This is a genomic window from Paenarthrobacter sp. PPS72, assembly GCF_048537125.1.
In the GTDB taxonomy this organism is placed as follows: Bacteria; Actinomycetota; Actinomycetes; order Actinomycetales; family Micrococcaceae; genus Arthrobacter; species Arthrobacter nitroguajacolicus_E.
Map to the genome: position 1 here is coordinate 32,126 of NZ_JBLYIE010000039.1, position 21,292 is coordinate 53,417.

Annotated in this window: 20 protein-coding genes; 14 read left to right on the plus strand and 6 right to left on the minus strand. The window is 60.7% G+C overall.

Going from position 1 to position 21,292, the window contains the following annotated elements; all coding sequences use genetic code 11:
- Positions 1 to 134: 134 nt before the first annotated feature.
- Positions 135 to 1,817 (minus strand): APC family permease, encoded by a 1,683-nt coding sequence (locus ACLRGI_RS16350; protein ID WP_419202634.1) that lies wholly within the window; start codon positions 1,815 to 1,817, stop codon positions 135 to 137.
- Between the two features lie 225 nt (positions 1,818 to 2,042).
- On the opposite strand from ACLRGI_RS16350, the gene ACLRGI_RS16355 reads away from it, so the two are divergent.
- From ACLRGI_RS16355 to ACLRGI_RS16400, 10 genes are all read left to right on the plus strand, one after another.
- Complete coding sequence (locus ACLRGI_RS16355; RefSeq protein WP_419202635.1) at positions 2,043 to 3,410, plus strand: aldehyde dehydrogenase family protein; 1,368 nt, start codon at positions 2,043 to 2,045, stop codon at positions 3,408 to 3,410.
- On the plus strand, positions 3,407 to 5,113 hold the full coding sequence (locus ACLRGI_RS16360) for a diflavin oxidoreductase (protein ID WP_056331969.1): 1,707 nt from the start codon (positions 3,407 to 3,409) through the stop codon (positions 5,111 to 5,113). Before ACLRGI_RS16355 ends, ACLRGI_RS16360 begins: the two co-directional genes overlap by 4 nt.
- Before the next feature lie 212 nt (positions 5,114 to 5,325).
- Positions 5,326 to 6,771, plus strand: a complete 1,446-nt coding sequence (locus tag ACLRGI_RS16365; RefSeq protein WP_235008782.1) for a glutamine synthetase family protein — start codon at positions 5,326 to 5,328, stop codon at positions 6,769 to 6,771.
- A gap of 61 nt (positions 6,772 to 6,832) precedes the next feature.
- Entirely contained in the window at positions 6,833 to 7,606 is a 774-nt protein-coding gene (locus ACLRGI_RS16370; RefSeq protein ID WP_011777266.1) for an SDR family NAD(P)-dependent oxidoreductase, read from the plus strand.
- A gap of 1 nt (position 7,607) precedes the next feature.
- The gene (locus ACLRGI_RS16375; protein WP_419202636.1) at positions 7,608 to 8,348 is read left to right on the plus strand and encodes a gamma-glutamyl-gamma-aminobutyrate hydrolase family protein; all 741 of its coding nucleotides are present in this window, start codon (positions 7,608 to 7,610) and stop codon (positions 8,346 to 8,348) included.
- Entirely contained in the window at positions 8,345 to 9,538 is a 1,194-nt protein-coding gene (locus ACLRGI_RS16380) for a cytochrome P450 (RefSeq protein WP_056331965.1), read from the plus strand. Before ACLRGI_RS16375 ends, ACLRGI_RS16380 begins: the two co-directional genes overlap by 4 nt.
- A 5-nt stretch (positions 9,539 to 9,543) precedes the next feature.
- A complete protein-coding gene (locus ACLRGI_RS16385; protein ID WP_142059642.1) occupies positions 9,544 to 9,780 on the plus strand; it encodes a ferredoxin in 237 nt (78 codons plus the stop codon).
- Entirely contained in the window at positions 9,777 to 10,937 is a 1,161-nt protein-coding gene (locus ACLRGI_RS16390; protein WP_419202637.1) for an NAD(P)/FAD-dependent oxidoreductase, read from the plus strand. The genes ACLRGI_RS16385 and ACLRGI_RS16390 overlap by 4 nt, the downstream gene beginning before the upstream one ends.
- Before the next feature lie 4 nt (positions 10,938 to 10,941).
- Complete coding sequence (locus ACLRGI_RS16395) at positions 10,942 to 12,726, plus strand: helix-turn-helix domain-containing protein (RefSeq protein WP_419202638.1); 1,785 nt, start codon at positions 10,942 to 10,944, stop codon at positions 12,724 to 12,726.
- Between the two features lie 264 nt (positions 12,727 to 12,990).
- Positions 12,991 to 13,755 (plus strand): type 1 glutamine amidotransferase, encoded by a 765-nt coding sequence (locus tag ACLRGI_RS16400; RefSeq protein ID WP_419202639.1) that lies wholly within the window; start codon positions 12,991 to 12,993, stop codon positions 13,753 to 13,755.
- A gap of 223 nt (positions 13,756 to 13,978) precedes the next feature.
- Here ACLRGI_RS16400 and ACLRGI_RS16405 read toward each other — a convergent pair whose 3' ends face one another.
- The 3 genes from ACLRGI_RS16405 to ald form a co-directional block, all read right to left on the minus strand.
- Positions 13,979 to 14,476, minus strand: coding sequence for an HtaA domain-containing protein (locus tag ACLRGI_RS16405; RefSeq protein ID WP_207597852.1), 498 nt, complete (start codon positions 14,474 to 14,476; stop codon positions 13,979 to 13,981).
- Between the two features lie 528 nt (positions 14,477 to 15,004).
- Positions 15,005 to 15,262, minus strand: a complete 258-nt coding sequence (locus ACLRGI_RS16410; RefSeq protein ID WP_159636057.1) for a hypothetical protein — start codon at positions 15,260 to 15,262, stop codon at positions 15,005 to 15,007.
- Positions 15,263 to 15,334: 72 nt separating this feature from the next.
- Entirely contained in the window at positions 15,335 to 16,450 is a 1,116-nt protein-coding gene (gene ald / locus ACLRGI_RS16415) for an alanine dehydrogenase (RefSeq protein WP_159636054.1), read from the minus strand.
- A 133-nt stretch (positions 16,451 to 16,583) separates the two neighbouring features.
- Here ald and ACLRGI_RS16420 point away from each other — a divergent pair, with 133 nt between their 5' ends.
- From ACLRGI_RS16420 to ACLRGI_RS16435, 4 genes are all read left to right on the plus strand, one after another.
- Positions 16,584 to 17,069, plus strand: a complete 486-nt coding sequence (locus tag ACLRGI_RS16420; RefSeq protein ID WP_166843131.1) for an Lrp/AsnC family transcriptional regulator — start codon at positions 16,584 to 16,586, stop codon at positions 17,067 to 17,069.
- Positions 17,070 to 17,240: 171 nt separating this feature from the next.
- Positions 17,241 to 17,663, plus strand: coding sequence for a PAS domain S-box protein (locus tag ACLRGI_RS16425; protein ID WP_159636051.1), 423 nt, complete (start codon positions 17,241 to 17,243; stop codon positions 17,661 to 17,663).
- 41 nt (positions 17,664 to 17,704) lie between these two features.
- Positions 17,705 to 18,484, plus strand: coding sequence for an MBL fold metallo-hydrolase (locus ACLRGI_RS16430; protein ID WP_079598570.1), 780 nt, complete (start codon positions 17,705 to 17,707; stop codon positions 18,482 to 18,484).
- Between the two features lie 21 nt (positions 18,485 to 18,505).
- A complete protein-coding gene (locus ACLRGI_RS16435; protein WP_419202640.1) occupies positions 18,506 to 19,078 on the plus strand; it encodes an MFS transporter in 573 nt (190 codons plus the stop codon).
- Positions 19,079 to 19,422: 344 nt separating this feature from the next.
- On the opposite strand, the gene ACLRGI_RS16440 is transcribed toward ACLRGI_RS16435, so the two are convergent.
- A complete protein-coding gene (locus ACLRGI_RS16440) occupies positions 19,423 to 19,599 on the minus strand; it encodes a CsbD family protein (RefSeq protein ID WP_137320645.1) in 177 nt (58 codons plus the stop codon).
- Positions 19,600 to 20,046: 447 nt separating this feature from the next.
- Positions 20,047 to 21,279: a hypothetical protein gene (locus tag ACLRGI_RS16445; protein WP_207597850.1), complete on the minus strand. Its 1,233-nt coding sequence runs from the start codon at positions 21,277 to 21,279 to the stop codon at positions 20,047 to 20,049.
- Positions 21,280 to 21,292: the final 13 nt, after the last annotated feature.

Here is a 21,292-nt window from a genome sequence, read left to right on the forward strand (position 1 = left end):
CGGGTAGGGAAATCTCTGGAAGATCTTTTGTCCATGGGCGCGAGTGGCCGGCCGCGCCTTGCGCAGCCGGCCACCATTACCGTCGTTCCCAAGAAGGCTCGTGCGACGGCGGCTACGGAGATGAGTCTTTGTTCCTAAATCCCTGCGGAACTTTCTTCGCTGCTGGAACCTGCCGGGATCAGTGCGGCATACGTCGCCGGCCGCTTGGATCGCATAACCAGCGCGGTAGTCACGCCGCCCAGGAAGAGTGCAGCCATGAGCGTCAACAGTATTCCCGCCGCCAAGTCGCCGCCGACGAGAAGCCCGAAGTTCTGAAGGACCAGAAAGACAATTCCCCCGAGTCCGAGAAGGGCAAGCGCGGGGGCCAGCAACGTGCCCCAGACCTTCTTGTTGTGTGCATTCCTCCGGAAGAACACGATCACCGCGAGTGACGTGAGAGCCATCAGAACAACGATGCCCAATGTGGCCGAGCCTGAGAACCAGGTGTAGGCCTGCGTTACCGGGTCGAGCCCGATGATCGCCTCGACACCAAGCAGTGCTATCGCAACTACCGAGACGATCAAGGCTGCCCTGGATGGAGCGTGGTGACGTGGGTGGATTGCACCAAGTCCAGACGGAAGAACACCTTGCGTACCAAGGGTAAAGAGGTACCGGGTCAGTACGTTCTGGAAGGTGAGGATGCAGGCGAAAAGGCTGGTGATGAGGAAAACCTGGAGCAGGGTGGCAAGGAGCGGGGACACGTACTGTCCCGCGAGCCCTACAACAATGCTGGTGGGGTCGTTCGTCGCGACTTCGACTATCTGGCTGCTTCCGACTCCCGCCTGGAGTGCCCAGGCAGTGAAAGTGTAGAAGATGCCGACGCCGATAACGGCGATATAGGTTGCCCGCGGGATAGTGCGGTCGGGGTCACGTGCTTCGTTCCGGAAGACGGCGGTGGCCTCAAAGCCGATGAATGAGAAGAAGGCAAACATGACGCCCAGAGGCGGGACACCTTCACCCAAACGCGCGGGGGACAGCGAGTCAGCACTCAACCCTTCCGCGCCGCCGTGGACAATCACCCCGATGTTTACTGCCAGCAGAACGACTGTTTCGATGACCAGGACCACGCCCAGCACCTTGGCGGATAGCTCGACGTCCCGGTACGCAAGAGCACCGCAGGTTGCCATCAGCACCAGACTGCACAGCCACCAAGGAAGTTCCGGACCGCCCAGATCGTGAACCGTGGTCTGGGCCGCTGACCCCAGGTATGAACACAGCGCAAGAAACAGCAGCAAGTATGTTCCGAGCGCAAAGGTGGCAGCCCCCATGCCAACACCTCGGCCCAGCCCCGTTTGGATGTAGGAATAGAACGCTCCAGCATTTTTTACAAAGGGCGTCATCCTCGTAAAACCAACGGCAAACAGAAACAGAATAGCGGTCGCGATAAGGAAGAACAGCGGACCGCCCGTGCTTCCCGATGCAGAAACGACAACAGGCCAGCCAGCCACGACAGCTGTCATGGGCGCAGCTCCCGCCACAACCATGAACACAATCGACCGGACTCCCAGGCCCCTGCTGAGCAAGCGGTCTGGGCTCAAGATTCCGTTGGGTCCCGCATCCACCGGCTCAAATTTAACATCTTTAGTTGCCATTCGTCCCTCCTGGACGTAGAAGCTGAGTGTCATCGCGATGCCTTCGACAAGGCGGAATTGAGCGGCATCGCGGAACCCACAATCGGGCCGGCCCCCTTGCCGAACGTCACTGTGAGTTGGATTACAGCGTAGGAGTTGCCCCAGAGTTTGCGGTGTTGAGCCTGCACATACATCCGTCCTGCGCATGGTCTTGATGCACAGCTATTCGCTGGCAAAAGAATGGACGCGGTCCTATGAACGAGGAGTTTATGGAATGTGCACCGCGCACATACAGCTACTTATCGTGGTGCTCCCAGCACTCGCTGGCCGCAGTTTCCTCAGGCATTGTCGGAACTAACGGAGCTTCCCAGAGTCCATACGGGACTAGGAAATTTTCGATGAACCCCACTTCTCCTGAAGGAGCACCCGATTATGAGCAGCGTTATTTCGGTCTACAACCCCGCTACAGAAGAACAGATAGGCGAGGTGCCCGCCTACGACCTGCCGGACGTAAATGCAGCGGTCGAACGCGCAGGGGCCGCCCAGCGCGCCTGGATCCGCAAGCCACTGGCTGAACGCCGTGATGCCCTCTGGGCTATTGCCGATGCTGTCATCGCTCACAGCGACGAACTGGCCTTGCTCGAATCCACCGACGTTGGTAAGCCATTGGCGGCGGCCCGACAGGAAGTTCTTGGTGTCGCCGAGTGCTTCAAGTACTACGCCGGAACGGTGGACAAGATCCTCGGGGACACCATTCCGGTCGACGGCGGCGTCAGCATGACTTTCCGCGAGCCGCTGGGTGTTGTGGCCGTAATTGCCCCGTGGAACTTCCCTCTGCCTATCGCATCCTGGAGTATCGCCCCGGCTCTGGCCAGCGGTAATTCGGTAATTGTGAAACCCGCGGCCCTTACCCCCCTGTCAACTGTCCGATTTGGTGAGATCGTGAAGGAACTGGGCGTCGTCGGGGACGCGCTTCAGGTTCTCACTGGTTCGGGCGCCCGGATCGGCAATGCCCTCGCTGAACACCCGGATGTTAGCAAGATAAGTTTTACTGGTTCCACCGAGGTCGGCCGGTCCATCGTCCAGGCGGCTTCAACGACGATGAAAAGGGTTTCTCTTGAGCTCGGCGGGAAGTCCGCCAGTATCGTCTACAACGACGTTGACCTCGCCAAGTGTCTGCAGGCAGCCCCGATGTCGGTCTTCGACAACACGGGCCAGGACTGCTGTGCACGCAGCCGCTTTCTCGTGCAGCGGGGAATCTTCGACGAGTTCGTTGAGGGATTCATCGAGACTACGCGTGCACTGAAAATCGGTAACCCGCTGGACGGCAAGACCAATCTGGGACCTCTGGTATCGGCTGCCCACCGCGACACCGTTTCCAGCTTCCTCGAAAACGGTCTCAACGTCGTCACCGCCGGTGAAGCACCGGATGGCCCCGGCTTCTGGATGGCGCCCAGAATCGTCATCGCCCCGGACCCCAAGAGCCGGGTGGCAACCGATGAAATTTTCGGCCCCATCGCCTCGGTGATTCCCTTCGACACCGAAGAGGAAGCCATCGCGCTGGCCAACAGCTCAATTTACGGCCTGAGCGGCTCCATCTGGACCAACGATGTCGGACAGGCCCTGCGGACGGCGCGGGCACTTGAGTCCGGGACTCTGTCGGTCAACTCAAACTCATCCATTCGAATCCAGACACCTTATGGCGGCTTCAAACAGTCAGGCATCGGCCGCGGACTGGGCCAGGCTGCCATCGAGGCATACACCGAACTCAAGACCGTATTTGTAAGGACAGAACCGTGACAACTGACACAGGGGAGCTGGTTCGGACCAACCAAGGCACCTCATCCGAAGTATCCAGTGAGACAGGTACCGCCGTGCAGACCCTCAGCGTCCTCTACGGCAGCCAGACCGGGAACGCTGAGTTCCTTGCGTCCAAGATCGTGGACAAGGCAAACGGCCAGGGTTACGCAGCCGAGCTTATGAGCCTGGACATGCTGACCCCGCAAGATGCGGCACGCAAGGACCGCCTGTTGATCGTTACCGCCACACACGACAACGGCCACATGCCGGACAATGCGCAACCGTTTTGGGACCAGCTTCAAAGCGCCGGTTCAGACCTCTTCAAGGACGTTCCCTTCGCAGTCCTTGCCATTGGCGACTCCATGTACGAAGACTTCTGCAAAGCCGGCAGCGATCTTGACGAGCGCCTTGGCGAACTCGGCGGCAAGAGAATCCTTGACCGCCTCGACTGCGATGTCGACTATGACCTGACGTCAGGCAAGTGGATCAGGGGCATGCTTGAGACCTTCAAGACAGTTGTTCCCAAGAAGCGAGACAACAACCCGGAAGACTCCACTGTTCCAGGAGCAAACCCCGCCGAGCAGCCTAAAGGCACTCGCCGGGAACCTGACACTGCCACCGTCGTCGAGGCCCGCCTCCTCAGCGCTCCAGAGTCCGAAAAAGAGGTCTGGCACTATGAGCTTGAGGTCAGCGGCGACAGCCGCAACTACCGGCCAGGTGACTCACTTGCCGTAATCCCCACCAACTCCATCGAACTCGTGGAAGACCTCCTCGGATTCCTTGGCCTCGCGGGCAGCGAGGTATTCGGTGAAGACGGCAAGACCGTACGCGAGACGCTTCAAAACGACTATGAGCTTCGGCTGCCCCATCTGGGCATCGTGGCCTGGCTCGTCGAAAATCTCGCCCCGGATCATCCCGTGCGGAACCTGGTCGAGTCCGGTGACCGCAATGCGCTGGAAGACTGGCTGTGGGGACGGGACATGCTGGACGTGCTGCAGGAAACCCGGACAACGGATGTCGATCCCGGCGAGTTCCTCTCAATGCTGAGGCCCCTGCAGCACCGGTCGTACTCCATTGCCTCCAGTCCCCTCGCTGACGGCGACCGCGTCCACTTGACGGTCTCCACTGTGCAATACGAGACCGCCGGCCGCCGGCACTCGGGTGCATGCAGCGGATTCCTCCAGTCCGCCGCGCAGACCAAGACAACCATAAAAGTCTTCCCGCTGCCGGCGCACGAGTTCCACCTGCCCCACGACAACTCAGCTGACGTGATCATGGTCGGTCCGGGCGTCGGAGTTGCCCCGTTCCGTGGCTTCCTCCGTGACCGCGAAGTCTCACAAGCCCGGGGACGAAACTGGCTGTTCTTCGGGGACCGCCATGAAAAGCCTTCCTGGCTTTATCAGGAGGAAATGGAAGAACTGCAAAGCAACGGCGTGCTGAACCGCCTCAGCGTGGCTTTCTCCCGGGATCAACAGGGCAAGGTCTATGTCCAGGACCGGATCCGCGAAGAAGGAGAAGACATCTTTGCCTGGCTATCGGGTGGAGCCTCGGTCTATGTGTGCGGCGGCAAACAAATAGCACCTGACATCGACGAAGCCCTGCTGGCGGTGCTCAGAAGCCACGGCGCAATGACCCCCGAAAAGGCGCACGATTACCTGCAGTCCCTGAAGAGCGAAGGGCGTTACGTCAAGGACGTCTACTAGGCCCCGCTCGACCTGCCCAGCACCATGGCTTTCGTGTCCTGGGTACTGGGCAGAACACGGAAAAGCCTTGGCCTGCCTACCGCACAGGAATGTGACCTGGCTTACCGAATGCATGTAGCCGGCAATCATGATGTGCACCTTGCACATACGCCAAAAGGACCCCGCTCTTAGTGTTTTTAGTAACCAATATCAATGAGGATAAGAGGTACATAGTGAATCCCATCACACAGGTCCCGGAGGACCTCCACGAACTCGAGGCCATCGACATGCAGGATCAATCCTCAGCCGCGTCAGCGCATGACGAACTGCAAAAGTTCGTCTCCGACAACGACATCAAAACGTTCAAAGTGGGCGTCGTGGACCTGGACGGCGTATGGCGCGGCAAGCGCATCCCTGCCAGGTACTTCCTGGAAAGCGTCGCTGAGCGCGGAACGAATATCTGCAACATCATCTTCGGCTGGGACATTCAGGACGAAATCATTTCTGATCTCAGCTACACGGGGTGGGACACGGGTTACCCTGACGTGACGCTCCTCCCCGATCTCAGTACCCTGAAGGTCGTTCCGGGGGAACCCGGCGTGGCTTCCGTCATTTGCGACGCCTACGAGATGTCGGGCGAGCCTGCGGCAATCTGTCCCCGGAGCATTCTCAAGCGAGTCGTGCAGAAAGCCGAAGACCTTGGATACTCGCCAGTCTGCGCCTACGAGTTCGAGTTCTACCTGCTCAAAGGCACCCCGACGGACCTTGCCGCCAAGGACTGGCGCGACCTGACCCCCATCACGGCGGGCAGTCACACCTACAGCCTCGTCAGGGACACAGGCACCGAGTTCCTCATCGGTGAGATCCGACGCCGCCTGTCTGAGCAGGGCATTTTCATCGAGGCCAGCAACAGTGAAAACGGTCCGGGCCAGTTCGAGATGAACATCCACTATTCGGATGCTCTCGCAGCCGCGGACAACGCCCTCCGGCTAAAGGCAACCGTCAAGGAGGTTGCAGCTGAGGCCGGCTACACGGCATCATTCATGGCCAAGATCAACCCGGAGTGGGCCGGCTCCTCCGGGCACATGCACCAGAGCCTTTGGGATCCGCAGTCGGGCAAGTCCGCCTTCGCCAATGCCGAGGAGCCCGGCGAACTGAGCGCCATCGGATACAACTACCTGGCCGGCGTCGTCGAGACGGCACCGGAGCTCACGGCCCTCTACCTGCCCACCATCAACTCTTACAAGCGGACCGAAGGCGGGCAGTGGGCCGGATCCAGCGCCACCTGGGGCCTGGACAACCGAACGGTCGCCATCAGGTCCATCCCGTCAAAGAGCAGCGCCGCACGCATTGAAAACCGGGTACCGGGCGCTGACGCCAATCCTTACCTGGTCATCGCCGCTAACATCGCTGCCGGCCTGCACGGCGTGGAGCAGGAACTGACCGCCCCGAAGCGGGTGGAAGGAAACGCCTACGCCCTGGAGGAAGGACACCAGGTAAAGCAGCTGCCCGGAACACTCGACCAGGCCATCGAACAGTTCGAAAAAAGCGAGGTCGCCAAGGCGTACTTCGGCGAAACCTTCGTGACCCACTACGTCCAGACGAGGCGCTGGGAGCTCCGCAAGCTTCAGACCAGCGTCACCGACTTCGAGATCGCACGTTACCTGGAACGCATCTAGCGCAGAGTGCAGCGCTAAGAGCTCCATTTCCATTTTTTAAATACTCAGAAAGAAGCACCCAATGACCACTCACCCCGGAAAGATAGCTGCAGTCACCGGAGCCGCGTCCGGAAACGGCCTTGCCATCGCAGAAAAGCTCCTCAAGGAGGGCGCCACCGTCGTAGCCCTGGACCGTGACGAGGCCGCGCTCGAACGTCTGATCGGCCAGCACCCGGAAATGGTGCCTGTTGTTATGGACGTCGCCGACGAAGCCTCGGTCCGCAGCGGCATGGCCGAGATCGACGCAAAATTCGGCCGGCTCGACACCCTCGTCAACAACGCAGGAATCGTCAAGGGCAGCAACTTCGACGACGTGAGCGTAGCGGAATGGGACCAGGTCTTCGCCGTGAACTCCACCGGACCGTTCCTGGTCAGCCAGGCCGCACGGCCGCTGCTGGAGAAGGGCGCTGCCGCCCGGGGCGACGATTCAACCAGTGCCATCGTCAACATCACCTCTGTCGAGGCCCACATCGTCATCGCCAGCAGCGGACACCCCCAGGTCCACTACAACGCATCCAAGGGTGCACTTCTTATGTTCACGAAGGCTTTGGCCATCGAAACCGCAGCTTCCAAAATCCGCGTCAACGCTGTCGCCCCCGGCTTCATCGAGACCCCATTCACCAAGTCCGTGCTGGAGAACCAGGACGCCGTGAAGTTCCTGCTCGACCGCACGCCGCTCGGACGAATCGGACGGCCCTCCGACGTTGCCAACGCAGTCGCGTTCCTGGCCAGCGACGAGGCCAGCTGGGTGACCGGTACCACCATCCACGTCGACGGCGGTTGGCTGGTTTACTGACATGCGGGCGCCCCTTATTGCCATTTCCGCGGCCCGGCAGACCGTCGATACCGCCTTTGGCCCGATGCCTTCAACGGTCCAGAACATGGCCTACGCCAACGGCGTGCTTGCCGCAGGCGGCCGTCCCGCCATTCTTCCGTCCACGGCAACGATCCCCGATGCGGCGCTTGAAGGATTCGACGGGCTGATCCTCACCGGCGGCGGTGACATCAGCCCCCGGCTGTATGGGGAGGACCCGGCCGAGACGGTCTATGACGTGTGCGACATCAGGGACGACTTCGAAATCGAGCTTTACAACGAGGCCATGCTCCGCGGCCTGCCCATCCTGGCCACTTGCCGGGGGATGCAGCTAGTCAACGTTATTCGAGGCGGAAACCTCGTCCAGGAAGTAAGCCCGGACAGGGGGCACTGGCAGGACCATCCCTCTCATGAACCATGGCACCAGGTACAACTGGAGCCCGGTTCCGAACTTGCCCGGATCGCCAAAGACCTGACCATTCCCGTGAACAGCTACCACCACCAGGGCTTGGGAAAGCTCGGAACAGGCCTTCGTGTCGTGGGACGGGAAGGCGACGTTATCGAAGCAATTGAAGCCGACGATGCCCGCCTCATCGGAGTCCAATGGCATCCCGAGCACATGGTCGACTACCACGAAGCCCAGAAGGCCCTCTTCGTCGATCTCGTGGAGAAGGCCGCAGCGTACGCACAGTCACAGAAACCACTTCAGGAGCAATTCTCATGAGCACAGAAACTGAGCGGGGACTCAGCCACAACAAGTCAGACTTTGACTTCCACGGACGGTCGCTCGACAACATTTTCGACGAATACCAGGACATCCTAGCCAACGGACCTGTCGGGCACAGTAACAAGTATGGAGGCTTTTGGTACATCACCAAGAGCGAAGATATCTTCAACGCCGAGCAGGACCCCGACACCTTCGCTGTCGGACCCTCAATGCTCCTCCCGGCGTTCGGCACTGACGTCCCCCTCATTCCTATCGACATCGATCCCCCGACCCACGCTGACTTCCGCAAAATCCTGCTGCCGATGTTCACCCCCATGAACATCTCAAAGCTGACACCCGGAATGCGGGAGACCGCCCAGCAGCTGTGCCAGGAAGTCCTCACAGCCGGAGACGTCGTTGATGTCTCGGCAAAGCTTGCCCGCCCGATGCCGACCATTATCTTCAGCCGCCTGGCCGGATATCCGGAACAGGACTGGCCAATCTTCGACCGGTGGATCGACGAAATCATCTATGAGCGGACCGCGCATCCGGAAACCGCATACGCGGCCGGACGCGAACTCAACGACTACTTCGACCGCCTTCTCGACGAACGGGAAAAGGCCGGACCGGAAGCGGACGCCAGCAATGACCTGATCACCCAGCTCCTGAAAGCGGAAGTAAAAGGCCGGAAGCTCACGCGGGAAGAGCTGCTGTCGTACTGCTACCTCCTCTTCCTGGCCGGGCTCGACACGACCGCCTGGGCGATCCGTTCCGCCCTCTGGTACCTGGCCGGCAACCCGCAGGCCCAGCAGCAGTTGCGGGAAGACCCGGACCTGATCCCCACCGCAGCCGAAGAATTCCTGCGGACCCTCTCCCCGGTCCAGGCCATGGCCCGCACCGCGAAGAAGGACACAGTTGTCCGGGGCCAGGAAATCAAGGCTGGCGAACGCGTTGTGCTCGTCTTCGGCGCGGGCAACCGTGACCCGGAGGTCTACGAAGAACCCAACGACATCAAGATCGACCGTGAAGACAACCGCCACCTGGCCTTCGGCGGAGGGATCCACCGGTGCCTCGGCTCGAACCTTGGCCGCGCCGAAATGGTTATCGCCATGGAGGAATTCCTGAAGGCTGTCCCTCACTTCGAACGGGCAAACGACGACGAACCGTGGCACGGCGTCGGCCCGCTTACCCTCAAGATTGGAGCTTGATCACCATGGGAGAACTTTGGGTCGACGGAGGGCGTTGCCAAGGCCACGCCCGGTGCTGGGCTCTGGCACCCGAAACCTTTGAGATCGACGAGGAAGGCTACGCGCACGTTATTCCTGGCCGCGAAAACAGCGGCGATGAACCCAACGTCCGCAAGGCCATCCGGAACTGCCCCGAACGGGCGATCCTTGAACGGGAAACGGCCGAGGCCGGCGAGAAAGCATCAGAGGTTTCGGCATCGTGACACATCTGCCAGACCGGGTTGCGGTCATTGGCGCTTCGGTTGCTTCGGCGATGCTGATTGAACGCAGCCGCGAGCTGGGCTTTGCAGGCGAATTTATCGTCATTGATTCAGACCCGAACGCGCCCTACGACCGGCCCCCGCTGTCCAAGCAATTCCTTCTTGGCACCGGTCCCGTCGAACCGGCCGAGTGGTGGCCGGAGGCTACGCCGATCCTCAAGGCAAAGGCCATCGGGCTGCTCACCGACAAGCGGACTGTCCTGACGGACAAGCTCGGAGAAGTAGCCGCTGACGCCGTCGTCATCTCCACAGGAGCCGGCTCAATCCGGCTGCCGAACGAGCCAGCGGGCGTTCTCAGCCTAAGAACCGCGCAGGACGCCCTTGCCCTGCGCAGCGCCGTGGATGCAGGAGCTTCCAGTGCGATCATCATCGGCGCCGGAACCATTGGTGCGGAACTGGCATCTACACTCGCCCAGCGTGGGCTTGCCGTCACGGTAGTGGATTTGGCTCCGCAACCAATGCAGCGCTTCTTTTCAGGACATCTGGGTGAGGAAGCGAAGGCATGGATGCATCAGGCCGGTGTCGTAACTCATTTTGGGGTTGCTGTGGAATCCATTCAGAAAACGGATGCGCAGTGGACGGTCCGGGTCAGCGGCCTGGACCTGCACGCGGACCTGGTTATCAGCGCTGTCGGCGCACGCCCCCACACCGAATGGCTGACCTACAGCGAGCTCGACATTTCCAACGGAGTCCGTTGCACTGCGGACGGGAAAGCCCTGCTGACCAGTGGTGAAATCGCCGACGGGATCTTCGCTATCGGAGACGTTTCGGCCCGGCGGGCTGAGGACGGAACCTTTCGGCGGTTCGAGAGTTGGACCCAGGCCCAACGTCATGGCGCAGCCTTGGCTGAATACTTTGCAGGCTTCGACTCCAGCGAACTGGAACAGGCTCCGTACGGGTGGACGGAGCAGTTCGGCCGAAAGGTACAGGTGCACGGAATGCTTCCGCCGGCAGGTGAACTTGTACAGGTATACGCTGCGGAGGAACGCAACGCCGCCTTGTACCGGATTGGATCTGCGGCGGAGGACGTGGCTTGGATCGGCGTCAACGCGCCAAGGCAGTTCAGCCGGGCCTCCATGGGCATGAGCCTTCTAAGCTGAAACGATGAAACCCCCTGCTGAGCCTGCGGCCCCGCAACCGAGTGAGGTCCTGCCCGCTGGCTATCGCCACAAACTCCAAATAGCAGAGCTTCGCGCAGACACCCTGTCCGAGCTCACGCAGCTCATGATGGAAGGACCCGATCCACTCGCGCTTGCTCAAAGAGCAGTGGACTTGGTAGCCAGGGCAACAAACTCAGCAGGGGTTTTCGTCTACCTGTGGGATGAACAGGAACAAGTCCTTGTCATGCGCGCAGGCACCCCTGGAGTGCAAAGCCAGCAAATGGGACGAATCACCCTTCGCCTCGGCGAAGGTGTAACTGGCTGGGCAGGGCTCACCAAACAGTCGGTTGTCCTAAACAAGAACATTCAGCAGGACCCGAGGTTCGCCAGCATCAGCGAACTGCAGGAAGACGATTTCAATTCGATGCTGGTTGTCCCGATCGTGGCACCGACCGGGACCCTCCTTGGCGTGTTCAGCCTCTGGTCATATGAGGAGGAAACCTTCACCTGGGAGTCAAAGCTGATTGCTGACGAGGTGGGAGTGCTGCTTGCCAGCGGCCTGCTGCAGGCTGAGACAGTTGATGACTTGCGGCGCCAATCCGCAGCAGCGCACTTCCTTGTCGATTTCCCGATCAACTCCGCCACTTCCGTCCTGCAATGCGCCCAAGTGGCCACCCAGGCGATTCTTAAGCACATGAGCTCCGACGGCTGCGTCATTGAATATTTCGGGCGAGGTGCAGCCACATCGCCGCCCACCGCCATCGCAATGGACAAGGGCGAGCGAAGCGGAATCGTAGTTAGAACCACTCACTCACGAACAGCAACGTCCGAATTCATTGAATCCAACTTCGCCGGACACGAGCGGATATCTGTCTCCTTTGGCCTGACGAGCACCCGGGGCATCGTCACGTGCTATCGTCCACGCCGCTATTCCACCAGAGAGCTCGATCGGCTCAGCGCCATTTGCTCTCAGCTGGCCGCCCTCTTTGAAGCAGTAGAACTGGAGTCCGTCGGCTCATCCCATGCTTCACGCCTGCTCCGAAGCGTCGGCACGAGCACATTCGCCCGCATTCTCGAGGAATCAGGCTGGTCAAAGGGCCGCACTCTGCCGGTCCTGGTGCGAGTGAAACGGCTGAAATTCGACTCTGACGCGGTGTCCAGACGCATCGCCCCCTACCTTCAGGAACTGGCCGGCCCCCGATCCCTGGTCTTCACGGAAGGCCCCCTCAGCCTGCTCTTTATCGATACCCCTTCCGGCTCCGGAGAAGAGATCAAGGCGAAGCTGGAGACGACTCTTTCTGACCTCGACGAACACCGTGGCGTCTCAGCTTTCGCCGGCGTAGGTCCCCTGGCGCGGGACGTCGCCTCTCTGCATCCAGCGCTCTCAGACGCCGAAACCGCACTGGCCTGGACAGAACTGGTAGGCAGGACATCCGGGAGACGGGTCACCTCTTTCAGCGACATAGAACACCTGCAGGAACTGCCCCTTGTTGGGGAGGGGATGTCTGCAGAGATCAGGGACGTGCTCGCCGAACTCAGGTCCCTCATGCGCTACGACGCGGAAAATGGAACCCAGCTGGCCGAAACCGTCGCCATGCTCCTGTCCAATAAAGGATCCATTGCCGACACGGTCTCCAAGCTGCACATCCACCGCAACACACTCCGGCAACGGCTCCAGCGCGTAGAGCAGCTCATCGGTCATTCATTCGAAGAAGCCGGCGACTGGCTGCCCACGGGCATCGCTGCGCGACTGGCTATGCGCGAAGGCCACCGCACTGTTCTTCAATGACGGCAACAGCGGCCGGGGTCCGCTGAGGAAATATTCGGATGATCCCAAGATCACCAGGCTGTGGCACACACATTCGGATCTTAATGTGCAACCGGCACTGCGACCCCGGCCATGCTGTTCGCTACGTTGAAGTTGTCCGCCTGGGTCCGGGGACTAAAGGCCATGGGGCTTCGGTGTCCGGCTTAACCACACAGGATGCCACCGTCCCTTCACAACCCAGGTTTCGCATGCTGAAACCCTGACCGCCCGATAAGGAATTCGAGAATGACCAATCAGCCAAACCTGCCCCGAGGTACCGGTACCCTGCAGGCACTCGTCATACAGCCAGATTTCCACTGCCCACTGGACCGGCTCGGTGTTTGGCTGCACGATGAGGGAATAACCACCAGAATTATCCAGCCTTTCAGTGGTGACGTGATCCCGGACGTGATTCAGGAGGACGCCCTGGTGGTTCTTGGCGGAGACATGAGCTCATTGGACGACCATGCCTATCACTGGCTTACCGACATCCGGCGCCTCATGGCGGCCGCCGCCACCCAGAGGAAACCGACACTAGGGATCTGCCTTGGAGCTCAGTTGATGGCACAGACGTTCGGCGGGACCGTGGCCAGAGGAGACCAAGGCCTCGAAGCGGGGGTCGTCGAGGTGGCATTACGGCCCGATGCTGCCGAGGATCCCTTGATGGCCGGATTGCCGGATCCCTTCTTCGCAGGCGCCATGCATGGGGACATGATCGACCAACTCCCGCCGTCAGCAGTATGGCTCGGGATGACGGCCCAGTATCCGCATCAGGCTTTTCGAGTAGGCGAGATGTCATGGGGAGTTCAGTTTCACCCGGAGATCTCGCCGGTGGTCTACCGCCAGTGGTTGTCCCTAGTCAATGAGAATGACACGGTTGCCGTGGAGCGGGCCGGCCGCGGAATGAAAGCATTCGAGAAACAAGACCAGATCGTGAGGGAGCATACCGAGGCGATGGCGCGACGCTTCGCCCACCTGGTCCGAACCACGGCAACGGTGGCTACTCAGTAACCAACAGTGCGTGGTGGCGCTGCGGCCGCGGGGTGGACGTTGGACACTAGCCAATGCAGCGATTCCTGCCCCTGGACTCATTGAGTCTGCGGGCAGGAACAGGTCCTTGCCAGTACCTCGTGCCCGGATCCACCAGCACGGAGCGGGGGCAAAGCACGGCGTCTTCATGTCTAGGCCCAGGACCTTGTCCCAGCTGGTACCGCCAGTTCACCCCAGAACGGGTTCAGGATACCTCCACAAAGGATGGTGCCCTCATGGTCAGCGGAGCCAGTGTTTCTCCGGCTGAATAGCTATCTGCGAAAACAGCCGCTCCTGCGCTGGTCAGAGCTACCGGGACATTTGCCCACATATTGATGCCGTCTTCCACGGACACCGCCGGCAAGTCGAGATGGGCGAGGTGCACAATCTCGTTTCCTTGTTCGATGGACAAGCATGCCCCGTCGGGCCCGACTATTATTTTTGGGTTGCAAATCGAGACCGACATAAGCCCGTGATGGGCGAGGAAGCGGGCCTCTCCACCGAACTGGAGCACAAAGTTGTGCCCGTCAGAATGATCCAGGCTTCTGAACGGGAAATAGAACTGCCGGGTATTTGTCACGGCAGCACCCTCGCGCACGAGTATGCGTCCATCGCGCATAGACTGCACGTACTGTACAAAGCTCTCTTTCACCGCCCAGGCCATGCCGAGATCTGCTCTTTCCACAGTAGGTTCGGACATCATGGGTTCCTTCGCGTTGCCAGGTTGCACACGGCCGGCGGGGTCCCGCTCCCGACACACCAGGAATGGGAGCGGCTTACCGCCTCTTCCACCATTTTCGCGCCGGCACAGATGATCGACATGTACCGCTGGCACAGCGTTCGCGCCGGCTGTGTGCCTGGCGCCCATCCGTGAGGGGACGATGGACACCGCGGTCGGCTCGTCATTGAGGTTGACAGCCTGCTGGAGGCGCCGTCGGCGCGCCAACGCCAGGGGAGGGGCGCTGATGGGCTCGATCAGTCAGACGAGTCCTGAATCAGTCTGAGAAGTTCAGTTGTTCAGGGGCGACGCACTCGTAGACGAGTCCAGGAGGAATCTGGTGGCTGAGCTCAAGGGTGTAGGACCAGGGGCCGTGCCAGGTGACAAGAACGCCTGACGCTTCATCCTGGACTGTTTCAGAGCGCAGCCGAGTAATCGCTCTTGCTAAGTCATTATCGTCATGCAGCTGTTCCGGAAGCTGTACGCGTCCAGGCGCAGCGGAGTGTTCGCACCTCATGGTGCAGCAGCATGCTGGAAGCCAGGGCAGAGGCTGGCCCTGTCGGTTTCCCATCTATAGTCGACCCATACCCTGAAACCGTCTGCCCGGTGAAAGAGACGGCGGGGCTCGGCGCCGTCACTGTCGAGCCACAGGATTTGATCATCGTCGGTTACTGCATCGACAACTCCGCGGCGGATCTCCTTATCCAGAAGTTTCACGATGACCAGTTGGCCAACCAGCGGCTGCCATTTGGGTTGCAGGTGAAATGCCATTTGATGCTGTCCCCTTCCTATGGAGCGGAGCGGGCTGTGCCTGCCTTCTCTCGGGCAGGCACAGCCGTTGTTTTAAACCGTTACGAGGTCCTGCCAGTCGGCGAGGTCATGTCCATGGGCATCGCTGACAGACTTGTGGGTGACCTTTCCCGCCGCCACGTTCAGACCGCCCGCCAAAGCGGGGAGCCGGTCGAAAGCACCCTTGACGCCGTAGTTGGCCAAAGCAACCGCGTAGCGGAGCGTGACGTTGGTCAGCGCGTAGGTGGAGGTGTTCGGGACAGCGCCGGGCATGTTGGCCACGCAGTAGAAGATCGTCTCGTGAACCTTGTACGTGGGTTCCTGATGCGTGGTGGGGTGCGTGTCCTCGAAGCAGCCGCCCTGGTCCACCGCGATGTCCACCAGGACCGAGCCGGGCTTCATCCGGGCCACGAGGTCGTTGGTGACGAGCTTGGGAGCCTTCGCTCCCGGAATCAGAACGGAGCCGATGACGAGATCAGCATCGATCACTGACTTTTCGATCTCGTACGAGTTCGACGCCACGGTTTTGAGCCGGCCCTGGTACTGGGCGTCGAGTTCGCGCAGGCGGTTGATGTTGATGTCCAGGATGGTGACGTCGGCACCGAGGCCCAGCGCCATGGCGGCGGCGTTGGTGCCGGCAACACCTGCACCGAGGACCACCACTTTCGCGGGGCGGACGCCGGGTACGCCGCCGAGCAGCACGCCTTTGCCGCCGGCGGGCGCCATAAGGGAGGTCGCGCCGACCTGAACGGAGAGCCGGCCGGCCACTTCGGACATGGGTGCGAGCAGCGGCAGCGCCCGGCCTTCCTGGACCGTCTCATAAGCGATGGCCGTGACGCCGGAGTCGACAAGCGCCTGAGTGAGTGCCGGCTCCGCGGCAAGGTGAAGGTAGGTGAAAAGGAGCAGTCCCTCGCGGAAGTGGCGGTATTCGGACGCCACGGGTTCCTTAACCTTCATCACCATGTCGGCTCGGGCCCAGACCTCGTCTGCAGTCTGAACGATCTCAGCTCCGGCGAGTGCGTACTCCTGATCGCTAATGCCGGAACCGGCGCCGGCACCGGTTTCCACGAGCACGTCGTGGCCGTTTGCTTTGAATTCATGCACGCCGGCAGCCGTGATGGCCACGCGGAACTCGTTGTTCTTGATTTCCTTGGGGACGGAGATGATCATGCTCACGCTTTCTGAGGGGATTGACGTTTGTGAGCAAAAGAATGACAGAAACTGCGAAACATCCAACTTTGCGTGCAGAATCTGCGGCAAAATAGGAGTTATTGGCCACTTCCTGCGTTGTGAGGAGCGTTACATGGTGTCCGACCCGCAGAAACTGCAGCAGGTGACTCTGGACGAAGTCGACCAGAGGCTTCTGGGTCTGTTGTCCAAGAATTCGAGGCGTACCAATCAGTCGTTGTCGGAAGCCCTGGGGCTTGCGCCGTCAACCTGTCTTGCGCGCCTTAAGGCGCTCAAGGAGTCGGGGGTGATCAAGCGGTTCACCGTCGAAGTCGCACCCGAAGCCATGGGTTTGCCTCTCCAGGCCCTGGTGAGCGTGCGGCTTAGGCCTGGTGCCCGTCACCTCATGAACGCCTTCGGTAACGAGTTGCGGGACCTTCCCGAAATTAAGCAGTTCTTCGTACTGGGCGGTGCCGACGATTTCTTGATCCACATCACGGCCAAAAACACTGAGCACATCCGTCAATTCGTGCTGGACCACTTGTCTTCGAATCCTGCCGTCGCAGGCACCCAGACCAACCTCGTGTTCGAACACGGTCACGGAACCGCCTTCGGCCTCTAGTTGGCCTGGGACACCTCGCCGTAGATGGCCCAGGCTGACGGTCACCCGCGGCTTCGTGGTCGAGGCAACTGGACGTTCCGGTCCATGTCTTGCACTAGTTAGGGGCGCGGCCAGCTGCTCCAATGGCATTACGAGACGCGAAAACGTCGCTTATCAGGAAAGGAACCGAAAGTGTCATCCTCAGATGCACGTAACCCCGACTTCCAGAGAATCTTCGAAAGTCTGCCGAACCAATACATCATCGTCGCCCCTGACAGGACGATTGTCGCCGCCACTGACTCGTTCCTTGCATCTACGGGAAAGAGCCGTGAGGGAATCGTCGGCATGGATATCCTTGACGCTTTTCCGGACAACCCGGACAACCCTGATGCGAAGGGAACAGAGATTCTGCGAAGCTCCATCGAGCGTGTTGTCGAGACCGGAGAAATCGACATTCTTCCGCCTGTTCGCTATGACATTGAGAACTCGGACGGAATTTTCGAGCCCCGCTGGTTCCAGCCCCTGAACGCCCCGGCGTTCGACGATGAGGGCAAGCTCGTCTACGTCCTGCACGGGGCGGAAGACATCACGGCTCAGATGATGAGCAAAAGCTGAACTTCTCGTAATCAGGCGCACCAACCGATAGGACTGAAATTATGGACGACGTCAAAGTAACCCTCGTTGGAGGACCGACCCTGCTCCTCGAGATCGCCGGCTACCGGATGATCACTGACCCGACCTTTGATTCTCCCCAGGTCTACCACCACCCAATTGCCGGGCCCGTTACCAAGAAGCTCGGCCCGAGCGCCACCCCCGAGGAGCTTGGTCAAGTTGACCTGGCTCTCGCTTCCCACGAGCACATCGACAATCTGGACGTGGCCGGTCGGGGTTTTCTCACGATGGTGCCGCTTGCCCTCACAACGACGGAGGCCGCGGAGAGCTTTGGCCCCAACGTCCTGGGGATCAGCGACTACGACGTTCATACCGTGGCGCTTCCCGATGGCAGGCAGATGAAGATCACGGCAGTGCCGGCGCATCATGGCCCGGAGGGCGTGTGGGACGCGCTTGGTCCGGTCATCGGCTTTGTTCTCGAAGCGGAGGGCATGCCGACGGTGTACATCAGCGGTGACAACTCCGAGCTCGATATCGTGCGCGAAATCGCGGACCGTTTTCCAACCATTGATATCGCTGTGCTCTTCGTCGGCGGCGCTAAATTCGATGTGATTGCTGACGGGGCGTATATCACTCTCAGCAATGACCGTGCCCTCGAAGCGGCCAAGATCATGGGAGCCAAAAAGGTCGTTCCAGTGCACGAGGATTCGTGGGCACATTTCAGCCAAAATGCGGACCAGATCAGCAAACTCTTTGCAGACGCTGGGCTGAGCGATCTGCTCATCGCCCTGAAACCGGGGGAGTCTGCCGACATCCGGCTCTAACAGGAGGAATGGAATCGAAGGTTGGGCGGTTGGCAGCCCAACCCGCTCCAGACCGGTGCCGCCTGGCTGCCATTCGCTGCCGGACTCATACTGGGCGCCGGTAGCGCCCCGAAGCTTCTGCTGAAGATAGCGCCGCGCCTCGTCGCTGCAACCGGGGCACTCCTCAGCGCCGTCGCGGCGCTCTGGTTTTCCGCCATCGCCGAGAACGCCAGCTACTGGCTCCACTTGGCTCCAGCCATGTTCGTGCTCGCCCTCGGATTCGGCCTGGGCGTCATTGCGCTCACACAGGCCGCCGTTTACCTCGTTGACCAGGACAAGGCAGGCATCGCCTCGGCACTGCTCAACTCAGCCCAGCAGATCGGCGTCGCTCTCGGCCTAGCCGTACTGGCCGCTGTCGCGGCCACCATCTCAGTGCCGCAGGAACACGCCGGCGTCAGCCCCGGGGCAGCCCTCACAGCGGGATACAGTACAGCGTTGCTAGGCGCCGCCGCTATTCTCGTCATCGCTGGAGTACTGGCCCTAACAACGCTCAATGGACACCCAACACCCGAAACCCAAAACTCCGACACAAGCACTGACGAACTAACAGTCTGAGAGCCACTTTCTCTACATAACAACCTTTGGTAGGCGCTGGCGTTGTCAAACGCCAGCGCCTACTGGGCTAATGCGCGCGTCTCCCACAGATCGTTCAAACGCCGATAATATAAGGATTTCGTCAACTGCCATCGAAGCCAGAGTGAATTACTGCCTTATGGTCGGAGCCACGCCTCGGGTTTAGGTACTCGCCGCTATAAGCCAGGGGGAGTACCCTCGGGTGGGCGTCATCCGGTGCCCGGGCCTTCCGGCTGACACGGCGGAAATGGCGCGTACCCGCTCCTGTTCGGGGCAAACAAAAGGACGCGCCCCGTTCGCTGGGCGCGTCCTTCTCTGTGGTCTCGTCAGTCCTTCTTGAAGGCGTCCTTGACCTTCTCGCCGGCCTGCTTCAGATCGCCTTTGGCCTGGTCGGCCTGGCCCTCGGTCCGCAGGCTCTCATCGCCTGTGGCAGCGCCTGCCGCTTCCTTGCCCTTACCGCCGGCCTTCTCGGCGGCGTTCTCAATCTTGTCGCCCAATCCCATGGTGTTTCCTCCTCTGGTTGGCAGCCGTTCGCACGCGGCTACAAGCAGCATAAGCATGCTTAGGATCTTGTTTTCAAGTCCACGCCTGGTTCTAGTGCGTGGGATCATGCGTCAGCTGACTGCAGCGCCTCAGCATTACCAGGAAGTATCGCGCACGGTAGGCACAGATTCCGTCTGAAGAACCCTGGCTTTCCCCGTGGAATCGGGAGCTTCCATAGCCCCTTCTGCTATCGGATTAAAGAGCCGATAGCTTATATTCCGTCAACCTGGTTCGGCGGAGTTGTCACGGGTGTGGCGGCGGGACCCAGCCGCTCGCCCGACGCGCTGCGACTGGCCACCACCGGCGCCAACGAGGCTTACGGTCGCGAGACGCCAGAGCCACGGGAGCCCAAGCACCGCGACCACGGCTGGTTTGTACCCGTAGCCATCGAACGACGGCCAGCAGTGCTACCGGCCCAGGCCGTTCTTGCTTCGCTCGGCGCCTCTTGATGCCCCAGTGGGTGCCTTTCGTGCTTTGGCGGCCTTTTTGCCTATGGTGAGGCCTGCACGGGGGTGCGTGGCTTCACTGCGTTCCGCTGCTACCCGTCCGCGTACCTGACCCTCGTTAGCGCCGGTGGTGGCCAGTGATGCGGCAAACGCGCTGTGGCGTTCGGCCGAGCCGTAACCGGCGGCCGACCTCGTCTCAGCCTTTAGCCCTCGGTCTGTGAGCCGGCCGCTGTCGTTGCCGGTGACGCGCTCTTCAATCTCTCGGCCTACGCCTTCCATGCGGGCAAAGAGTTCCTTCTCTGCCCGCCCGTACCGCTGCTCCTGGGTCGCCCACTTGTCACCAGTGAAGCCGCCCTCGGCCAGGAGTCTCGCCTCGTGGAGGTTCTTGGCGGCGTCCACGAAGGCAGGATCCTTGAAGTGTTCCTCCCGTGCCCCGTTGACGTTCGCGGTGGTTTCGCGACGGAGTTGGTCGATGTCGGGGCCGTTGATTCCGTCCTTGCTGATGAGGAACAGGCGCTCTTTGATTGCGCCGTCTGCGGCTTCCAGCGCTTTTGGGGTTTTCGCGTTGTGTGCCCGCTGGAGCGCTTGTGCCAGTTCGGGGTTGGCAAGGTATTCCACTGGCACATGGTGCCGTTCCATTTCGGGTGCGAGTTTCGCGGCCTGGGCACGGAGTTCTTCGGCGCGGGCGGCGGCGAGCAGCTGCATGGCTTTTTCGTGTTCGGCGGCAGCTTTACGGGTCTGTTCCTGGCTGCGGGCCAGAGCTTCCTGGCGTGCTTTTTCGGTGGCGATGGTATGGATACCTGATTCCAGGTACTCGGTGTCGGGGCCGACGTCGTGGGTGTCGATGCCGTAGCGTGTCAGGACTTCCTGATGGATCCTCTCCGATGCGGCAAGTGCTGTCGGGTCGTGCTCCTTCCACGATTCAGCGACGGTGTACGCGGTAGCGATATCGGACGGCTGGGCCTTGTCCCACCACTGGTCCTTTTCCACCGGGACAAGCACCGCGTGGGCGGCGCTGCGCTCAGCTGCCAGGCGTGCCTGGGCTTCGTGTGCCGCCTGGGTGTCGTGGTGTTCCTGTTGGCGTTGTGCTTCCTGCCGGTGTCGGGCCAGTGTTTCGGCAATACGGGCCGCGATCAGTAGCGATTGCCGCAGTCCGCCGTCCAGCAGGTCGTCCATTCCGTCCGATTCACTCATGGTGTTCCCCTCG